This window comes from Yoonia sp. 67-2, from assembly GCF_035117555.1.
Classification (GTDB): Bacteria; Pseudomonadota; Alphaproteobacteria; order Rhodobacterales; family Rhodobacteraceae; genus Yoonia.
The window spans coordinates 315,894-333,768 of sequence record NZ_JAYKPK010000001.1 but is presented as its reverse complement, the minus strand read 5'-3'; the positions used below and the strand labels follow the sequence as shown (position 1 = coordinate 333,768).

At 60.7% G+C, this 17,875-nt stretch carries 15 protein-coding genes; 9 read left to right on the top strand and 6 right to left on the bottom strand.

What is annotated here, in order from left to right; all coding sequences use genetic code 11:
- Window positions 1-35: 35 nt before the first annotated feature.
- Both VOY09_RS01700 and VOY09_RS01695 read right to left on the bottom strand, forming a co-directional pair.
- On the bottom strand, window positions 36-293 hold the full coding sequence (locus VOY09_RS01700; protein WP_322892613.1) for a hypothetical protein: 258 nt from the start codon (window positions 291-293) through the stop codon (window positions 36-38).
- A complete protein-coding gene (locus VOY09_RS01695) occupies window positions 290-3,049 on the bottom strand; it encodes a glutamine-synthetase adenylyltransferase (protein WP_322892614.1) in 2,760 nt (919 codons plus the stop codon). Before VOY09_RS01695 ends, VOY09_RS01700 begins: the two co-directional genes overlap by 4 nt.
- 78 nt (window positions 3,050-3,127) lie before the next feature.
- Between VOY09_RS01695 and VOY09_RS01690 the strand changes: the two genes are divergently transcribed.
- From VOY09_RS01690 to VOY09_RS01680, 3 genes are all read left to right on the top strand, one after another.
- Window positions 3,128-3,598, top strand: coding sequence for a YbaK/EbsC family protein (locus VOY09_RS01690; protein WP_322892615.1), 471 nt, complete (start codon window positions 3,128-3,130; stop codon window positions 3,596-3,598).
- Between the two features lie 114 nt (window positions 3,599-3,712).
- Window positions 3,713-4,117: a DUF2852 domain-containing protein gene (locus VOY09_RS01685; RefSeq protein ID WP_322892616.1), complete on the top strand. Its 405-nt coding sequence runs from the start codon at window positions 3,713-3,715 to the stop codon at window positions 4,115-4,117.
- Between the two features lie 116 nt (window positions 4,118-4,233).
- Entirely contained in the window at window positions 4,234-5,040 is an 807-nt protein-coding gene (locus VOY09_RS01680) for an arginyltransferase (RefSeq protein ID WP_322892617.1), read from the top strand.
- A 149-nt stretch (window positions 5,041-5,189) separates the two neighbouring features.
- On the opposite strand, the gene VOY09_RS01675 is transcribed toward VOY09_RS01680, so the two are convergent.
- The 3 genes from VOY09_RS01675 to VOY09_RS01665 form a co-directional block, all read right to left on the bottom strand.
- Window positions 5,190-7,544 (bottom strand): TRAP transporter large permease, encoded by a 2,355-nt coding sequence (locus tag VOY09_RS01675; RefSeq protein WP_322892618.1) that lies wholly within the window; start codon window positions 7,542-7,544, stop codon window positions 5,190-5,192.
- A gap of 10 nt (window positions 7,545-7,554) precedes the next feature.
- Complete coding sequence (locus VOY09_RS01670) at window positions 7,555-8,499, bottom strand: TRAP transporter small permease subunit (protein WP_322892619.1); 945 nt, start codon at window positions 8,497-8,499, stop codon at window positions 7,555-7,557.
- A gap of 84 nt (window positions 8,500-8,583) precedes the next feature.
- Window positions 8,584-9,666 (bottom strand): TRAP transporter substrate-binding protein, encoded by a 1,083-nt coding sequence (locus VOY09_RS01665; RefSeq protein ID WP_322892620.1) that lies wholly within the window; start codon window positions 9,664-9,666, stop codon window positions 8,584-8,586.
- 596 nt (window positions 9,667-10,262) lie between these two features.
- Here VOY09_RS01665 and yghU point away from each other — a divergent pair.
- From yghU to ilvN, 4 genes are all read left to right on the top strand, one after another.
- Window positions 10,263-11,102 (top strand): glutathione-dependent disulfide-bond oxidoreductase, encoded by an 840-nt coding sequence (yghU, locus tag VOY09_RS01660; protein WP_322892621.1) that lies wholly within the window; start codon window positions 10,263-10,265, stop codon window positions 11,100-11,102.
- A 160-nt stretch (window positions 11,103-11,262) separates the two neighbouring features.
- A complete protein-coding gene (locus VOY09_RS01655; RefSeq protein WP_322892622.1) occupies window positions 11,263-12,180 on the top strand; it encodes a calcium/sodium antiporter in 918 nt (305 codons plus the stop codon).
- A gap of 239 nt (window positions 12,181-12,419) precedes the next feature.
- Complete coding sequence (locus VOY09_RS01650) at window positions 12,420-14,171, top strand: acetolactate synthase 3 large subunit (protein WP_322892623.1); 1,752 nt, start codon at window positions 12,420-12,422, stop codon at window positions 14,169-14,171.
- 31 nt (window positions 14,172-14,202) lie between these two features.
- Entirely contained in the window at window positions 14,203-14,766 is a 564-nt protein-coding gene (ilvN, locus tag VOY09_RS01645) for an acetolactate synthase small subunit (RefSeq protein WP_322892624.1), read from the top strand.
- Between the two features lie 137 nt (window positions 14,767-14,903).
- On the opposite strand, the gene VOY09_RS01640 is transcribed toward ilvN, so the two are convergent.
- Entirely contained in the window at window positions 14,904-15,143 is a 240-nt protein-coding gene (locus tag VOY09_RS01640; RefSeq protein WP_322892625.1) for a hypothetical protein, read from the bottom strand.
- Window positions 15,144-15,290: 147 nt separating this feature from the next.
- On the opposite strand from VOY09_RS01640, the gene VOY09_RS01635 reads away from it, so the two are divergent.
- The gene (locus tag VOY09_RS01635; RefSeq protein WP_322892626.1) at window positions 15,291-16,232 is read left to right on the top strand and encodes a nucleoside hydrolase; all 942 of its coding nucleotides are present in this window, start codon (window positions 15,291-15,293) and stop codon (window positions 16,230-16,232) included.
- Window positions 16,229-17,623 (top strand): protein adenylyltransferase SelO, encoded by a 1,395-nt coding sequence (locus tag VOY09_RS01630; RefSeq protein ID WP_322892627.1) that lies wholly within the window; start codon window positions 16,229-16,231, stop codon window positions 17,621-17,623. The genes VOY09_RS01635 and VOY09_RS01630 overlap by 4 nt, the downstream gene beginning before the upstream one ends.
- Window positions 17,624-17,875: the final 252 nt, after the last annotated feature.

Sequence of the window (17,875 nt, the reverse complement as noted above, 5' to 3'; positions counted from 1 at the left end):
CGGGAGTATTTTTGGAAAAAAGAAGCTGAAAGAGACTAGGCCAGCCGTCCAGCGCGCCCGCCCCGGCGGCGCGGTTCTGAACTGGTCGTCTGCGCCTGATGCAACAGGCGGGTCATTGGATGATCCGCAGGTTCACCGGCATGGCGGTCCAGCAAGAGCCGCGCCAGCCCAGCCACATCCTGCACCTCCAGCGCCCATTCCAGAAAGATCGTGCGGCATTCAGCCTCCGTGATCCCGTCGATCCGATACGCTTCGCGGATCAGCGCTTTGGGATCATGCGGATCGCCTTTCATGTCCCGCTTTCCAGTTTGCGGTCAATCACCGCGGCAGCTTTCTTGCGCAGCGCCGTCATCCGCGCCTGCAAGCTTTCCAGATCATCGCTGCCAGTTTCGCGCAGGATCATCCTGCGCGCGCCTTCGCCCAGATCATCGGGGTCGAGCGGCCCACCCGTCAGCAGCCGCAAGGCGGCCTGCAAGCGCCAGAACAAGGTCCCGGCATCGCAGACTGCGGCGCAGTCGGCAGGATCAAGCCAACCCGCATCGCAGCCTGCGTGCAATTGCGCCGTTACACCACGCGCGGCGCTGCCTGCGCGCAAGGCCGCCGTCTGCGCGATCAATTCGATATCCTGCAAACGGCCCGGCCCGTTCTTGGCATCCCACTCGCCATCCGGCCCCTTGGCCTGCGCCAGCCTGGCGCGCATCTCGGCTACATCCGCCAGCACATTGTCCCCCTGCCCTTTTTCCAGCAGGATCGCTTGCCGGAAATCCTCGATATCCGCGCAGAGCGCCGCATCCCCCGCAATCGGGCGCGCGCGGGTCAGGGCGAGATGTTCCCAGGTCCAGGCCTCGTTTTTCTGATAACTCGTGAATGCCTCCAGCGACGTTGCCACCGGCCCTTGTCGCCCGGACGGACGCAGGCGCATATCCACCTCATATAGCCGCCCTTCGGACATCTGCGCCGACAGCGCCGTGATCAGCGCCTGCGTCAGCCGCGCGAAATAGGCGCGGGTGGCCAAAGGGCGCGGCCCATCCGAGCTTTCCACACGGTCCGGATCATAGATCACGATCAGATCCAGATCCGACCCGGCATTCAGCCGCGCCGCGCCCAGCGACCCCATGCCGACAACAGCCCCGCCACGCCCCGGTGGCGCGCCATGTTTGCGGGCAAATTCCGCGACGATCAGCGGCCAGAGTGCCGCAATCACCGCCTCGGCCAGATCGGCATAATGCTGGCCGCTGGTCGGCGCATCGATCAGGCCGCGCAGGTGGTGCACGCCAATGCGGAAATGCCATTCCTTGGCCCAACGGCGCGCCGCGATCAGCTGGCTTTCATAGTCACTGATCCCCGCCAGCCTTTCCGCCAGTTCATCACGCAACGCAGCCATGCCGGGCCAAGGATTGAAAAACGCGCCCCCGATCACCGCATCAAACACACCCGCATTGCGCGACAGATATTGCGCCAGCGCCGGGGCGGTCGCCGCAATATCCACGATCAATTGCGTCAACTGCGGGTTCGCCTCGAACAGCGAAAACAATTGCACCCCGGCAGGCAGGCCGCGCAGGAAACCGTCAAACTGCGCCAAAGCCTCATCCGGGCGGGCGGCCTCATGCAGCCGCGCCATGATCTGCGGCGTGATCCGGTCGAAAATCTCGCTCGCGCGCGTGGACCGCAGCGCCGGATAATCCTGCCAGCGCGCGACAACCTCCTGCCCCCAGGTGATCTGGCTTCTGGGCTTGGCGTCGGGGGCAAAAAAATCCTCGGTCAGCGCATGAACCTCGTTCAACCGCTCGGTCAGATCACGGCGCAGCTCCGCCACCGAAATGCCCATGAAGGCGGCGAGCCGGGCAAACCCCGCCGCATCCTGCGGCAGATGATGGGTCTGCGCATCATTGATCATCTGCAAGCGATGTTCGACCTCGCGGTGATGGCGGTAATGATCCAGCAAGGTTGCCGCCAGATCCGCCCCGATCCAGCCCGCATCGGCCAGCGCCTGCAAACCTGCGCCAGTCCGGCGCAGGCGCAGCGACGGATCACGCCCGCCCGCAATCAATTGCCGTGTCTGGGTGAAAAATTCAATCTCGCGGATGCCGCCGCGTCCCAGTTTCATATCATGACCTTCCAGATGAAGCGCGCCGCCCAACCCCTTGTGATCACGTATTTTCAGCCGCATGTCATGCGCGTCCTGGATCGCCGCGAAATCCAGATGCTTGCGCCAGACGAAAGGCCGCAGGCTTTGCAAAAACCGCTCCCCCGCCGCGCGATCCCCGGCACAGACCCGCGCCTTGATATACGCAGCCCGTTCCCATGTGCGCCCCACGCTTTCGTAATAGCGTTCCGCCGCCTCCATCGACATGCAGACCGGCATGACCGAGGCATCGGGGCGCAGCCGCAGATCGGTGCGAAAGACATAGCCGCCCTGTTTCACCTCGGACAGGATCGCGGTCATCTTTCGGGTGACACGGATAAAGGCCGCGCGTGCCTCATAACTTTCGTCCGGGTCGAACCTTGCATCATCGAACAGGCAGATCAGGTCGATGTCAGAGGAATAATTCAGCTCATCCGCGCCCATCTTGCCCATGGCCAGCACGAACATCCCCGCCGCATCGGCCGGATCGCCCGCAGGCAATTTGCCGCGCGCGACCTCGGCTGCGACCAGTTTGGTCACGCAGGTATCGACGGCGGCATCGGCAAAGCGGGTCAACGTGCCGGTCACCATCTCCAGCGGCCAGACGCCGCCCAGATCGGCCAGCCCGGTGATCAGCGCGATCCGGCGCTTGATCTGCCGTAAATGCGCTGGCAGCGCCTCCAGCAGCACATCCCCCAGCTCCGCCAGCATCTGATCCACAGCACCTTCAGGATCATCCAGCGCCGGGATCAGCCAGTCACCTTCACTGCCGATCAGCCCGGCCAGATAGGGGCTGCACCCGGCTGTGCCTGCCAGCAAATCCCTGATCTGCCCCGGCAGGTCCGGCAAAGCCGCCAGCGCATCCGCGCCGCGCGCGGCATCATAGGGCAAGGGTGTGCGGGTGATCCGATTGATAAAGCTCATGGCCGCACATTGGGTGACGGATCCGATCTGGTCAATCGTCATCGCGTGGCTAGACTGGCGCAAAGACAGGAGAATGAGATGAGCAAAAGCCTGACCCGCGTCACCCGCGCCCTTGCCGACCACGGCTTGCAGATCACGCCTTTGGAAATGGGCGACCAGACCCGCACCGCACAACAGGCCGCCGATGCCGCAGGCTGTGCTTTGGACCAGATCGCCAAATCGGTGATCTTTGCGGGGCAAGACAGCGGCACCGCGATACTGTTCATCACCGCCGGTGGTAATCAGGTCGATGCGGCCAAGGCCAGCGCTGTGGCAGGCGAACCGCTTGGCAAGGCCGATGCCGCCCTGATCCGCGCGCAGACAGGTTTCGCCATCGGCGGGGTTGCCCCCCTCGGGCATCTGTCACCGATTATTGCGTTTTTCGACCCGCGGCTGTTGGCGTTCACCGAAATCTGGGCCGCCGCAGGTACGCCGCGCCATATCTTCCCCATCGCACCGCAGGTTTTACTGCAGATTTCCGGCGCGCAAATGGCTGATTTCACGGCCTGATTCCGGTTAATGTAAAAAACCTTCACATCACCCCTTGCAGGCGGCGGACAACATCCCAATATGGATAATGTGAAAGACATTCACATCAACCCGCTGCCTTGAAGGAGAAAGCAAATGACGACAGCAACACCCCATTCGGGGATCAGTTACGACACCCGCCCCGGCTTTTTCGCCCGCGCCGAGGCATGGCTTGATGCACGCGGCAAATTCGGCTGGATCGCCGCCATGGTGCTGGGCTTTATCGTCTTCTGGCCCGTCGGTCTGGCCCTGCTGGCCTATATGATCTGGGGCAAGTCGATGTTCAGCAGGTCCTGCCGCGAGATGAAAGGTTTTACCATGCCCATGACCAAGACCAGCGGCAATGCCGCTTTTGACGCCTACCGCGATGAAACCATGCGCCGGTTGGAAGAAGAACAGCACAAGTTCGAAAGCTTCCTCAAGCGGCTGCGCGACGCCAAGGACAAGGCCGAATTCGATGCCTTCATGGACGAACGCGAACGCAAAACCACCGAAGCTTAACTCCGTAGGGTGCGTGCTTGCACGCACCCTACGCAGGGATTGTCCCACCGCATGACAGGGGGCTTGGCGTAAAGGTTTTCCATTGCTAGTCTTCGGCAAACCACTTGGGTTCCTTGATGCGCCATACCTTACCGATTGCCCCGCAGTTCTATGTGACGGCACCCCAGCCTTGCCCCTATCTGGACGGACGGATGGAACGTAAATTGTTCACCGCGCTGCAAGGGGAAACTGCGCCGAAACTGAATGATTCCCTTTCAAAACAAGGGTTTCGCCGCTCGCAAAACGTGCTGTACCGCCCATCCTGCGCCGAATGTTCCGCCTGCATGTCTGCCCGGATCAATGTCGCCAATTTCACCCCCACGCGCAGCCAGCGCCGGGTGATCAGCCGCGCGCGGCATCTGACAAGACGGGCCACCGCCCCTTGGGCCACGGAAGAGCAATATGATCTGTTCCGCACCTATCTGGACAGCCGCCATGCCACGGGCGGGATGGCCGATATGGATATGTTCGAATTCGCCGCCATGGTCGAAGAAACCCCGATCCGCACCCGCCTGATCGAATATAGCGATGGCGCTGAATTGCAGGCGGTCTGCCTGACGGATATCCTCGATGACGGGTTGTCGATGGTCTATTCCTTCTTCGATCCTGCGCAGGAAAAACTCTCGCTCGGCACCTATATCATCCTGGACCATATCCGCATCGCGCATGAGCTGGGTCTGCCTTACGTCTATCTGGGCTATTGGGTCCCCGGCAGCCAGAAAATGGGCTATAAAGCCAAATTCGCCGGGCTGGAGGTGTTTCGCAACGCCACATGGTCGCCGGTGACCAAGCCCGAGGATTACGACACCTCGATCCACCCCCTGTCCACCGAACCCATCGCCGAACAGGTCGCAAAGATCGCCCTGCCGGACGGGCGGAATTAGGGAATGACTAGATGTGTACAAAACTGCGACACATCGCCACGAAAGGGCGTTAGAACGGCTTGAAGATATGAACGCCACGTTCTTTGCCGCGCGCGACGAAAGCATCGCCAGCTACGATAAAACCGTCTGACGAACGGTTTTGCCCAGCCCTACCCCAGCAAATTCGGCAATATCGTCACCACCCAGGGAAAGAACGCCAGGATCAGCAGCGCGCCGATCTGGATGCCGATGAACGGCACCACGCCACGGTAGATCTGCCCGGTCGTGATCGATTTTGGCGCCACCCCGCGCAGATAGAACAAAGCAAAACCAAAGGGCGGCGTCAGGAACGAGGTCTGCAAATTCACCGCGATCATGATCGTCACCCATTTGGGATCAAAAGTGCCACCATAGATCACCGGGCCGACGATCGGGATCACGATATAGATGATCTCCAGAAAATCCAGCACGAAGCCAAGGATGAACAGCACCAGCATGACCAGCAGGAACACTTGCCATTCATTGTCAAAAGACCGCAGGAATTGCTGGATATAATGTTCCCCTCCGAAAGATATCAACACAAGGTTCAGCAATTGCGACCCGATCAGGATCGCGAAAACCATCGCCGTGACCTTGGCCGTTTCGCGCACCACCGGCGTCAGCACACCGCCTGTCAGCAGGACCCAGCAGGACCAAAGAATGCCGAACATGGTGAACAGGAAAGCACCGAAAGCCACCATAAAGGCGATGCGATCTTCCAGCAGCACCACCTCGCGCCCCATCCGCATGTCGAAATTATAGCCCACCAGCAGCATCAGCACGATGGCCGCCGCCGTCAGCAGCACGATCCGGCCCGAAAGCCCCTGATCCTTGCGCTTGCGATAGGCGGCCAGCAAGATCGCGCCGCCCGCGCCAAGCGCCGCTGCCGGTGTCGGATTGGTGATCCCGCCAAGGATCGACCCCAGCACCGCGACGATCAGCACGAGCGGCGGAAAGATCACCCGCAGGATATCATTCTGCCCCAGATAGATCGCCGCAACACGCAGCCCGCGATAGGCGATCAGCAGTGGCAGAGCGATCAGCAGCGTGGTCACCCCCGGCGTCGTCAACGGCGAGATCAGCACAATATCAACCAGCAGCAACAGCACGACGCCCGCAGCACCAACCCACAACGGCCGGTGATCCGCCAGCGGCGCGACACCCCGCGCCAGCGCCAGCATCAACCCCAGAAAGACCGCTGTCACCCCGATCCCGGTGCCGACAGGCGGCGCATCTGCCGCCCGTTGCAGGACACGCTCGGCCCGTTCCTCGGGTGACAATTGCCGCGCCTGTTCCACCCCGCCCGCTGCATCAATCGCGGCCTGCTCTGCCACGGCAGTATCCCAGGCCTCCTGCCCATGCAGGGCGATCATGCTTTGCGCGCATTGCGGGCTGACGCGGGTGCGCAGGGATGCCGATTCACCCGATTCCGTGAAACTGCCCACCAACACCGATTGACTGCCAACAATCCCCACCTGCCCCAGCCCCACGGCCAGCACGATGATGCCGACAGGGACGCCCAGAAACCAGGTCAGCTTGTCATTGCGGCTGCCGGTCTTGGTGCCGGTGCCTTCGGCAAATTGCACCGCCGGGGCCTTCGTCGGGTTCAGCAAGGCAAAGACAAAGGAATAGACCCCGTAAAGCACCGCCAGCAGGATACCGGGCAGCAGGGCCGCCTGAAACAGCGCGCCCACCGACACCACCGCAGGCGTGCCCAGATAGGTCAGCGCATCATTGCAGCCCGCCAGCTGCGCGCGTTGTTCCTGTGCCGTGGCATAAAGATCACCCGCCAAAGTCCCCAGCAACACGATGACAATGGATGGCGGAATGATCTGCCCCAAGGTCCCCGCCGCCGCGATCACGCCCGTCGCCAGTTGCGGCGAATAGCCGTTCTTCAACATCGTCGGCAGTGCCAGCAGCCCCATGGTGACAACCGTCGCCCCGACAATCCCGGTGGATGCCGCCAGAAACGCGCCCACGATCACGATGGACACGGCCAGACCACCCGGCAGCGGGCCAAAGACCCGCGCCATCGTGGTCAGCAATTCATCGGCAATCCGCGACCGTTCCAGCACGATGCCCATCATCACGAACATCAGCACCGCCAGCAGAATCTCGATTGAATTGCCTGCCAGCACCTTTTCATTGATGCGGTTCACCATGAAGCCGATATTGCGGTCCAGCGCCGTTTCCCAGCCCTGCGGGAACAGCCGGTCCTCAAAGCGCGGCAGATCAGGATAGCGGAACACCGATACCGCATCCGGCCTGACCCCTTCGGCAATCAGTGCGCGATAGGCGTCAGACCTGATATCGACCGCCGCATGGATCAACAGGCCCGAACTGTCCAAGGCTGCGATAATCGCAAAGGAAATCACCGCCGATCCGCTGATCGCAAAGGCCACCGGGAACCCCGACAGGATACCCGCAAACAGGGTCAGGAAAAGAATGATGATGCCGATTTCGATACCGTCTAATCCGAAAAGCATATTGCCCGCCCTAATGAATTTTCACGACCAGTTCGGCGGTGTCATCGCCGATCCGGTCTTTGTCGAGGAATTTGCCTTCGCTCGCCTCGCCCTCTTTCCATTCGAGGTAAGAGCGATAGAAAAACGCGACCGCCTGCACCATGACCATCCCGGTGAAGGTCAGCAGCAGGATCTTGAACAGGAAATAGGCGTCAAACCCATTAGCCGATGTGCTGATCGTCTCGATATTCCATTGCAGCACCTGCGCGCGCTGGATCAGCCGTTCCAGCGTGTCGGATGCGGACGGGTTCGGCAGCACCAGATGCCGCCACAGGAAAAACCAGCCATAAAGCCAGATCACAATCGCCGAAGGCACCATGAAAAACAGCGATCCCAGCATATCGACGACACGTTTCGCGCGATAGCTGATGATGGAATAGAACAGATCGACGCGCACATGCCCGCCTTGCACGAAAGTATAGGTGACGCACATCGTCACGACGATGGCGTTGTAAAGCTTCAGCTCATCCGACCACCAGCTCACCGGCCGGGAGAAGGTAAAGCCAAAGCCAAGGCTGATGTCCGAGACGGCAAAGATGCCCTGCAGAAAGATGATCACAATCTGCTGCAGCACCATGATCAGCCCGGCCCAGGCCGCCACACGGCCCACCGCATTGGCGAACCCTTCCAGGCCGCGCACACACCGCCACATGACATTATTCCAGATCAGCCCGACAAGGGTGACGACCAGAAACACCACGAAAACCGCAAAGAACAATTCGACCGAGGCCCCATAATAGATGAACCGCGCCAGCGCCGCCTTGCCCGCCTCATCCATCGGGGCGTTGATCTGCGGCACCCAGGCCAGCCAGAGGCCGGGATTCAGCAAAGCAGAAAAGATGTTGTAAAACGCCTCGATCAGATGGGCGAAAAACCAGCCCAAAGCGGTGCCGCCCCATGCCTCGACCAATCCCATGCTCTTTCTCCGATCATTCTGGACGCGCTACAACGAAAGGCCCGCAGCACCCGGCCCGGGCCTTTCGTCCTGATCCGAAAAGGCCTAGCCTTTCAGACGGTTACGCTGCGCCAGATAGGCGCCTTCCGATGTGCTTGCCCATTGCGCGGAACTGGCCATCGACGCGAAATAGCTTTCATGGCAGCGCGCATAGATATCATCGCCCATGGATTCCGCGACCACCTCATCCGATGCGGTGGCGAAAGCGTCCCAGATACTGTCTGCGAATTCCAGCACCTGCGTGCCACCCGCCTGCAACCGCTGCAAAGCCGCCGCATTGCGCGACATGAACAGCGACATCGTCCAGATGCTGCTGGCACGGCTGGCATTTTCGATGATCGATTGCTGCGCCGGCGTCAGGCTTTCGTATACCTCAAGGTTCAGCGTCAGGTTCAGGTTCGGCCCCGGCTCATGGAAACCGGCGGTGTAATAGAATTTGGTGATCTCCTGAAACCCGGCGGTTTCATCCGCCCAAGGCCCGATCCATTCAGTCCCGTCAATCGCACCGGAGGCCAGCGCCTGATAAACCTCCGCACCCGGCAGGTTCTGGACCGAGGCACCCAGCTTGCCCAGCACCTGACCACCCTGACCGGGCATCCGGAACCGCAGACCCTGAAAATCCTCGGGGCTGTTCATTTCCTTGGCGAACCAGCCACCCGATTGCGGGCCGGTATTGCCTGCGGAAAAGGTTTTCAGACCAAAGATCGAATAAAGCTCATCCGCCAATTCGCGGCCACCGTCATGGTCGAACCAATTGGCATATTCCATGAAGGTCATGCCGAACGGGATCTGCGAAAAGAACGAAAAGGCCGGATGCTGGCCAAGAAAATAATAATCCACGCCGTGATACATATCGGCCTGACCGGCAGCGACGGCATCGAACACTTCAAACGCGCCGACCAATTCGCCCGCGGCTTTGACATCGACGGTGATCTGGCCATCCGTCATCGCGGTGATCGCATCCGCGCAATATTGCGCGGAATCATGCACACCGGCCAGACCACGGCCCCAGGTGGTGACCAGCGTCAACGTGCGGTTGCCCTGCGCATAGGCAGGTGCCGCCAGCGCAGTCGCCGCAGCGGCAGAGCCGCCCAAGGCGGACTTCTTCAAAAAAGACCGACGGTCCATAGTTTCTCCTCCCAAAAAAATGACGATGGTGTGGGTCGTTATCTGCCCATCACGTCCTGTCGTCGCGAAACGCTAGCCTGACATTTCGCACCGGGAAATAGGGTAAATGAGTGGCGGATCACTTTTTATCAAAAAACGTTCACACCGTGGAAAGGTTGGGGCGCTAACACCCCCGCGCCGCGTCAGAACCGCAACCCTGTGCCTGCCAAACAGGCACAGCCCGCGCCCGCACGCGACCGCGCGCCCACACCACGGCCCGTCTGATTCACCCCGCCCCGGCTTCAGATCTCGGCACTTGCCCGAACGCCCGTCCACAGCATGCTCAACCCTCAGATCGGAGGGGTCAGGAATTTTTAACCATTCTGGGGCATAATCATCAGCAGGTCCTTTCGCACAAAAGTGACCGCAGCCGGGACGATCCCGCAGAAAACCACGAAAATAGGCGGCAAGGCCGAAAACCGACCTATATCAATGCCTGTCGCGCATTTCACGCGCACCGGCCCTGCCACGTCACAATCATGTGCCGCTTGCGGGGCTTGCCATCCACGCGCCAAGGCTGGTTTAACGCAGCCATCATCCCTTTGCAGGAGCAGAACATGACCGATCAACCAACCTATACGCCCCCCGAAGTCTGGACCTGGGACGCTGAAAGCGGCGGCAAATTCGCCAGCATCAACCGCCCCATCGCCGGTCCGACCCATGACAAAAACCTTCCCCGCGGGGAACATGCCTTGCAGCTCTATTCGCTGGCCACACCCAACGGCGTCAAAGTCACCGTGATGCTGGAGGAATTGCTGGCAGCCGGTCACGCGGGCGCCGAATATGACGCCTGGCTGATCGACATCAACAAAGGCGACCAATTCAGCAGCGGGTTTGTCGAGGTGAACCCCAATTCCAAAATCCCCGCCCTGTTCGATACGGACACCGGCCTGCGGGTTTTCGAAAGCGGCGCGATCCTGGTCTATCTGGCTGAAAAATTCGGGGCCTTCCTGCCCAAGGATATCAAAGGCCGCACCGAGACGCTCAACTGGCTGTTCTGGCTGCAGGGCGCGGCCCCCTATCTGGGCGGCGGTTTCGGTCATTTCTACGCCTATGCGCCGGAAAAATTCGAATACCCGATCAACCGTTTCGCGATGGAAGCCAAGCGTCAGTTGGACGTGCTGGACCGGCAATTGGCCGATCACCGATTCATCGCGGGTGAGGATTATTCCATCGCCGATATCGCCATCGCCCCCTGGTATGGCGCTGTGGTCAAGGGCGAGGCTTATGACGCCGCCAAATTCCTTGACACCGCGTCTTATAAAAACGTGAACCGCTGGGTGGCCGAGGTGCATGATCGTCCCGCCTATCAGCGCGGCAAGATGGTCAATCGCACCTGGGGCGATGAGGCCGGGCAATTGCCGGAACGGCACAGCGCCAGCGATTTCGACAAGTAAGAAAATCGGGGGCCAGCCCCGGACCCACGGGATATGTAGTTGAATTCGCGCTTTGCGCGATTTCAACGACTCGGAAGATGGGGCGGCGGGGTTTATTCGCCCGCCCCCTCTTGCCTCTGCCGCCTGCGCGCCCCATGTGTCGCCCAACAGCGAGGGCCTTATGATCACTTACCTAATTCTAGTCGGCGGCCTTCTGGCCTTGTTTCTTGGTGGCGATTGGTTGGTGAAAGGGGCAAGCGGCATCGCGCTGCGCTTTGGCATTTCGCCGATGATCATCGGTCTGACCATCGTCGGTTTCGGCACTTCGACGCCGGAATTGCTGGTCTCGCTGAACGCCGCCCTTGGCGGGCAGCCCGGCATCGCGATCGGCAATGTCGTCGGCTCCAATATCGCCAATATCCTTTTGGTGCTGGGCATCGCCGCCCTGATCGGGCCGATCACCATGCGGATGGCCGATGTCGGCAAGGATATCTACTGGATGTGCGGTGCCGCACTGGCCCTGCCGCTGATCTTCTGGGGTGGCGAGGTGGGCCTGCTCGAAGGTCTGGCGCTGGTGCTGGCCTTGCTGGTCTATCTTTATTTCAGTTTCAAAGGCTCACGCGACGGCGAAGACCCGATTGAAGCGCCAACAAGCCTCTGGCTCGGCATCGGCCTGACATTGCTGGGTCTGGTCACCGTCATGGTCGGCGCGCATTATCTGGTGCAGTCTGCCACCATCGTCGCGCGCCAGTTCGGCGTGTCCGAGGCGATGATCGGCCTGTCCATCGTCGCCATCGGCACATCGCTGCCGGAACTGGCCACCACCGTTATGGCCGCGATCCGAGGCGAACGCGATATCGCCCTTGGCAATATCGTCGGGTCCAACATTTTCAACATCCTCGCGATTCTGGGGATCACCGCGATCATCGTGCCGATCCCGGTCGATCCGCGCTTCCTGACCGTCGATACGCCCGTTGTCATCGCGATCACCCTGCTGGTGCTGGCGCTGGTGTTCTTTGTGGGCCGGATGAACCGGATCATCGGCGCGGGCATGCTGGTGGCTTACATCGCCTATATCGCGCTGACCGCCGGGCTCTGAAAGAAAGTTGCGACAAAACGGTCTTTCACGACATTTTCTCCAGCAGGGCGGTTGACCGCCCTGTGCCTTGCCTTTAGAACCAGCCTCAGCAAAAGGAAACCTGATGATTGTCGTCGTACTACTTGTGGATCACATGCGCATGGGCCGGTAACGGATCGCCATAATGACCCCATGCGCCCCCGACACAATCGGGGGTTTTTTTATGCCAGATGCAACGAAACGGATAGGACACCAGAGCAATGAACAAAACCATGACGGGCGCAAGAATGGTCGTACAAGCCCTGATCGATCAGGGCGTGGACGTCGTCTTTGGATATCCCGGTGGCGCTGTCCTGCCGATCTATGACGAATTGTTCCAGCAGAACCACATCAAACACGTGCTGGTCCGCCACGAACAAGGCGCTGTCCATGCCGCCGAAGGCTATGCGCGCTCCACCGGCAAACCCGGTGTGGCGCTGGTCACCTCCGGCCCCGGGGCCACCAATGCGGTGACCGGGCTGACCGATGCGCTGATGGACAGCATCCCGATCATCGTTTTGACGGGTCAGGTCCCGACCTTCATGATCGGCTCAGATGCGTTTCAGGAGGCCGATACCGTCGGCATCACCCGCCCCTGCACCAAACATAACTGGCTGGTCAAGGATACCGACAAACTCTCCGCCACCCTGCATGAGGCGTTTCATATCGCGCTCTCCGGCCGCCCCGGCCCGGTGCTGATCGACATCCCGAAAGATGTGCAATTTGCCACCGGCACCTATACCGAGGCGCGGCAGGTCGAAACGCATTATAATCCGCAGGTCAAAGGCGATCTGTCGATGATCACCGATCTGGTGAAAGCGATCGAAACCGCCAAACGGCCCGTCTTCTATACCGGCGGCGGCGTGATCAATTCCGGCCCTGCCGCGTCGCAATTGCTGCGCGAACTGGTGGCGGCGACAGGTTTCCCGATCACCTCCACCCTGATGGGTCTGGGTGCCTACCCGGCCTCGGGCGAGGCTTGGTTGGGCATGCTCGGCATGCATGGTCTGTACGAGGCCAACATGGCGATGCATGATTGCGATCTGATGATCAACATCGGTGCGCGGTTCGACGACAGGATCACCGGGCGGATCGACGCTTTCAGCCCGCGCTCCAAGAAAGCGCATATCGATATCGACGCCTCCTCCATCAACAAAGTCGTCCATGCCGATTTCCCGATCTTGGGCGATGTCGCCCATGTGCTGGAAGATCTGCTGAACGTCTGGAAAGCCCGCGGGCGCAAGACCAATAGCGAAGGCCTGTCCAAATGGTGGGACCAGATCAAGGAATGGCGCAAGGTCGATTGCCTGAAGTTCAAGCAGGAAGGCGCTGTCATAAAACCACAATATGCCCTGCAACGGCTGGAAGAGCTGACCAAAAAACACGACCGCTATATCTGCACCGAGGTTGGCCAGCACCAGATGTGGGCCGCGCAATATCTGGGATTCGAGGACCCCAACCGCTGGATGACCTCCGGTGGCCTCGGCACGATGGGTTACGGTTTCCCCGCCTCCATCGGCGTGCAGATGGCGCATCCGGATGCTTTGGTGATCAATGTGGCGGGCGAGGCATCCTGGCTGATGAACATGCAGGAACTGGGCACCGCGATGCAATATCGTTTGCCGGTCAAGCAATTCATCCTGAACAACGAACGGCTGGGCATGGTGCGGCAATGGCAGGAATTGCTGCATGGCGAACGCTATTCATCAAGCTGGTCCGAATCCCTGCCCGATTTCGTCAAACTGGCCGAAGCCTTTGGCGCCAAGGGCATCCTGTGCAGCGACCCGGACACGCTGGATGACGCGATCATGGAAATGCTGACCCATGACGGACCGGTCCTGTTCGATTGTCTGGTCGAAAAGCATGAAAACTGCTTCCCGATGATCCCGTCAGGGAAACCCCATAACGAAATGCTGCTCGGCGATGCATCCACCAAGGATGCCATCCAAGCCGGCGGCGCGGTGCTGGTGTAAACCGGTTCAACTCAAGAATAAGGGAGACATCATGTCACCGCTCAAGATCAAAAAAGGCTCTACCAGCCATTCCGCCTATGACCTAAGGCCCAGCTATTCCGACACGATCGAGAAACATACGCTGGCCGTGCTGGTCGAAAACGAACCCGGCGTGCTGGCGCGGGTCATCGGACTCTTCGCCGGGCGCGGCTATAATATCGAAAGCCTGACCGTCGCCGAAGTCGACCATCAGGGCCACCGCAGCCGGATCACCATCGTCACCACCGGCACGCCGCAGATCATCGTGCAGATCAAGGCGCAGCTGGGCCGAATCATCGATGTGCATAAGGTCAATGACCTGACCGTCGAGGGGCCGAGCGTCGAACGCGAACTAGGTCTGTTCAAGGTGTCCGGCAAAGGTGACCACCGGGTCGAGGCCCTGCGCCTCGCCGATATCTTCCGCGCCAATGTGGTGGACAGCACGCTGGAATCATTCGTCTTTGAAATCACCGGCACGCCGGAAAAAATCGACGCTTTTGCCGATCTGATGCGCCCCTTGGGCCTGCAGGAGGTCGCGCGCACCGGTGTCGCAGCACTTTCCCGCGGCGCTGTCTGATCCGCCGCTTTTCAAGCGACGGAAGCCTCCGGCGGGAGTATTTTTGGAAAAAAGAAGACGCGGCCCAGCCCTTCTTATTTCTCCAAATACTCCCGCGCGGCGCGCCCAAACATGCCCGTCAGGGCATGTGAAGGTCTTTAGCGCGGCAGCACGCCCGCCGCTTCGCCAGCGGCGATTTCTTCCGCATCCAGCAGGCCATCGCCATTGCTGTCGAGTGCGGCAAAATCATCCTCGGTCACGTCAGGGGCTGCGGCCTGCACTTCGGGAAAGCTGTACATCCCGTCGGCATTGATATCGATATCCGCCGATTGCGCAAAAGCCGGCAGCGCCAGCAGCAGGGCCGCCGCAGGGGACAGCAATGTTTTGAGATTGGTCATGTCATTCTCCTTGATCAAATGATCTCGATCCTATCTGGGCCTAAACCGTGCCGATTACCAGTGCCCGCCGATCACGTTACAGCAGGACCCCTTGCTCCCGGCCTGCGCAGGCGACAAGGTGCCGTCAAGCCCTGAAAGGACCCGACCATGACCGCACGCAAGATCATCATCGACACCGATCCCGGACAGGACGATGCCGTCGCCATTCTGCTGGCGCTGGCCTCCCCGGCGGAGATCGAGGTTTTGGGCATTACCGCCGTCGCAGGCAATGTGCCGCTGCCCCTGACGGAAAAGAACGCGCGGATCGTCTGTGAACTGGCCGGTCGGCCCGATATCAAGGTCTTTGCCGGTTGTGGCGCCCCTTTGGTGCGCCCTTTGGTCACCGCCGAGCATGTGCATGGTAAAACCGGCCTTGACGGTCCGCAGATGGCCGACCCGACCATGCCCCTGCAGGATCAGCATGCCGTCGATTTCATCATCCAGACATTGCGCGATGAACCCAGCGGTACGGTCACCCTCGTCCCCATCGGCCCCTTGACCAATATCGCGACCGCGTTCCAACGCGCGCCCGATATCATCCCCCGCGTGCAGGAGATCGTGCTGATGGGCGGTGCCTATTTCGCGGTGGGAAACATCACCCCGGCGGCGGAATTCAACATCTATGTCGATCCAGAGGCCGCCAAGATCGTCTTTGACGCCGGCGTGCCCTTGGTGGTGATGCCGCTCGATGTCACGCATAAGGCGCTGACCACCCGCGCCCGCATTGACGCCTTCCGCGCCATGGGCACCAAGGTCGGCGATATGGTCGCCGCCTGGACCGATTTTTTCGAGCGTTTCGATATGGCCAAATATGGCTCCGAAGGCGCGCCTTTGCATGATCCCTGCACCGTGGCCTATCTGATCGACCCCAGCCTGTTCACCGGCCGGCAGATCAATGTCGAGATTGAGACCACGTCCGACCTGACCCTTGGCATGACAGTCGCCGATTGGTGGGGCATTACCGACCGGCCCAAGAATGCGCTCTTCATCGGTGATCTGGATGCCGCAGGCTTTTATGCCCTGCTGGCGGATCGCTTGGCCAAGCTATGAAAATCGCCTTTGACAATAGCTATGCCGCCCTGCCCCGGCAGATGTTCACGCCGCAATTGCCGACGCCCGTGGCGGCACCGAAAATCTTCGCCCGCAATGATGCGCTCGCCGCCACACTCGGCATTGACCTGAACGCCCCCGATGCCGCGCAGGTCTTTGCCGGCAACCACATCCCGACAGGTGCCGCGCCCCTCGCTCAGGCCTATGCCGGGCATCAATTCGGCAATTGGAACCCCCAGCTTGGCGATGGCCGCGCGATCCTGCTGGGTGAGGTGGTGGGCAGCGACGGCATCCGCCGTGATATCCAGCTCAAGGGCGCAGGCCCCACCCCCTATTCCCGCTCCGGCGATGGCCGCGCCTGGCTCGGCCCGGTGATGCGCGAATATCTGGTGTCAGAGGCGATGCATGCCCTTGGCGTCCCCACCACCCGCGCGCTGGCCGCCGTCACGACGGGCGAGGATGTCTATCGCGAAACCAATCTCCCCGGTGCGATCATCACCCGTGTGGCGCAAAGCCATATCCGCGTCGGCACCTTTCAATTCTTCGCCGCGCGCAAGGATATCGACGCGCTGATCGCGCTGACCAACCATGTCATGGCGCGGCATTATCCGCAGGTCGATGGTCCTGCCGAACTGCTCGACGCCGTCATCGCGAACTCTGCGCAGCTTATCGCGCGCTGGATGGGGTTGGGCTTTGTCCATGGCGTGATGAACACCGATAATGTCAGCATCGCGGGCGAAACCATCGATTACGGCCCCTGCGCCTTTATCGATGCTTTCAGCCAAGGCGCCGTGTTCAGCGCCATCGACCAGCATGGCCGCTATGCCTATGCCAACCAGCCGCAGATCGCCGCATGGAATATGGCGCAATTTGCCACCGCGCTGATCCCGCTGATGGCCAACCGCGACAAGGCGGTGGAGGATTTCACCGCCGCCGTGCACCGTTTCGCCCCGCTTTATGCCGAGGCTTGGCTGAGGGTCTTCGCCGCCAAGCTGGGGATCGTGGATCCGGGTGCCGAGGATGCCGCGCTGATCAGCGACCTTCTGGCCCTGATGGAACAGGATGGCGCGGATTTCACCGCAACCTTCACGGCGCTGTCGGGTGATCAGGCGCGCGATCAGTTTATTGACCGTGAGGGGTTTGACGCTTGGGCCGCGCGCTGGGAAAACCGCAAAGCGCCGGATGCCACAGCGATCATGGCAAAGGCCAATCCGCAGATCATCCCGCGCAATCATCAGGTCGAGGCCGCGATTCAGGCCGGTGTCGCGGGCGATTTCGCGCCCTTCGAGGCGCTGCTGGCGGCGGTGACGCAGCCCTATGCCCCACATGCCACCTTCGCGCGGCCCCCGTCGCAGGACGAACGCGTTACGCGGACGTTTTGCGGAACATAAGTGTTGAGGCCCCGGATCAGGTCCGGGGCTGCGTTGTTTGCAAATGTAGTGGATTTTTTCGCGCAGGCCCCGGATCAAGTCCGGGGCTGCGTGTCATAGTGGCTGCCGCGTTTAAGCCATACGCAGTCCCGGATTTACTCCGGGACCTCAACGCCAGCAATAACACGTCCCACTTGCCAATGTCGCAGTCCCGGACCTGATCCAGGACCTCTACGCCAACATCAAAACACAAGCGCAGCCCCGGACCTGATC

Bases quoted from the DNA above. Each gene is read 5' to 3' on its own strand.
- VOY09_RS01700 (WP_322892613.1), bottom strand. From the start codon at position 293: ATGAAAGGCGATCCGCATGATCCCAAAGCGCTGATCCGCGAAGCGTAT.
- VOY09_RS01695 (WP_322892614.1), bottom strand. From the start codon at position 3,049: ATGAGCTTTATCAATCGGATCACCCGCACACCCTTGCCCTATGATGCC.
- VOY09_RS01690 (WP_322892615.1), top strand. From the start codon at position 3,128: ATGAGCAAAAGCCTGACCCGCGTCACCCGCGCCCTTGCCGACCACGGC.
- VOY09_RS01685 (WP_322892616.1), top strand. From the start codon at position 3,713: ATGACGACAGCAACACCCCATTCGGGGATCAGTTACGACACCCGCCCC.
- VOY09_RS01680 (WP_322892617.1), top strand. From the start codon at position 4,234: ATGCGCCATACCTTACCGATTGCCCCGCAGTTCTATGTGACGGCACCC.
- VOY09_RS01675 (WP_322892618.1), bottom strand. From the start codon at position 7,544: ATGCTTTTCGGATTAGACGGTATCGAAATCGGCATCATCATTCTTTTC.
- VOY09_RS01670 (WP_322892619.1), bottom strand. From the start codon at position 8,499: ATGGGATTGGTCGAGGCATGGGGCGGCACCGCTTTGGGCTGGTTTTTC.
- VOY09_RS01665 (WP_322892620.1), bottom strand. From the start codon at position 9,666: ATGGACCGTCGGTCTTTTTTGAAGAAGTCCGCCTTGGGCGGCTCTGCC.
- yghU (WP_322892621.1), top strand. From the start codon at position 10,263: ATGACCGATCAACCAACCTATACGCCCCCCGAAGTCTGGACCTGGGAC.
- VOY09_RS01655 (WP_322892622.1), top strand. From the start codon at position 11,263: ATGATCACTTACCTAATTCTAGTCGGCGGCCTTCTGGCCTTGTTTCTT.
- VOY09_RS01650 (WP_322892623.1), top strand. From the start codon at position 12,420: ATGAACAAAACCATGACGGGCGCAAGAATGGTCGTACAAGCCCTGATC.
- ilvN (WP_322892624.1), top strand. From the start codon at position 14,203: ATGTCACCGCTCAAGATCAAAAAAGGCTCTACCAGCCATTCCGCCTAT.
- VOY09_RS01640 (WP_322892625.1), bottom strand. From the start codon at position 15,143: ATGACCAATCTCAAAACATTGCTGTCCCCTGCGGCGGCCCTGCTGCTG.
- VOY09_RS01635 (WP_322892626.1), top strand. From the start codon at position 15,291: ATGACCGCACGCAAGATCATCATCGACACCGATCCCGGACAGGACGAT.
- VOY09_RS01630 (WP_322892627.1), top strand. From the start codon at position 16,229: ATGAAAATCGCCTTTGACAATAGCTATGCCGCCCTGCCCCGGCAGATG.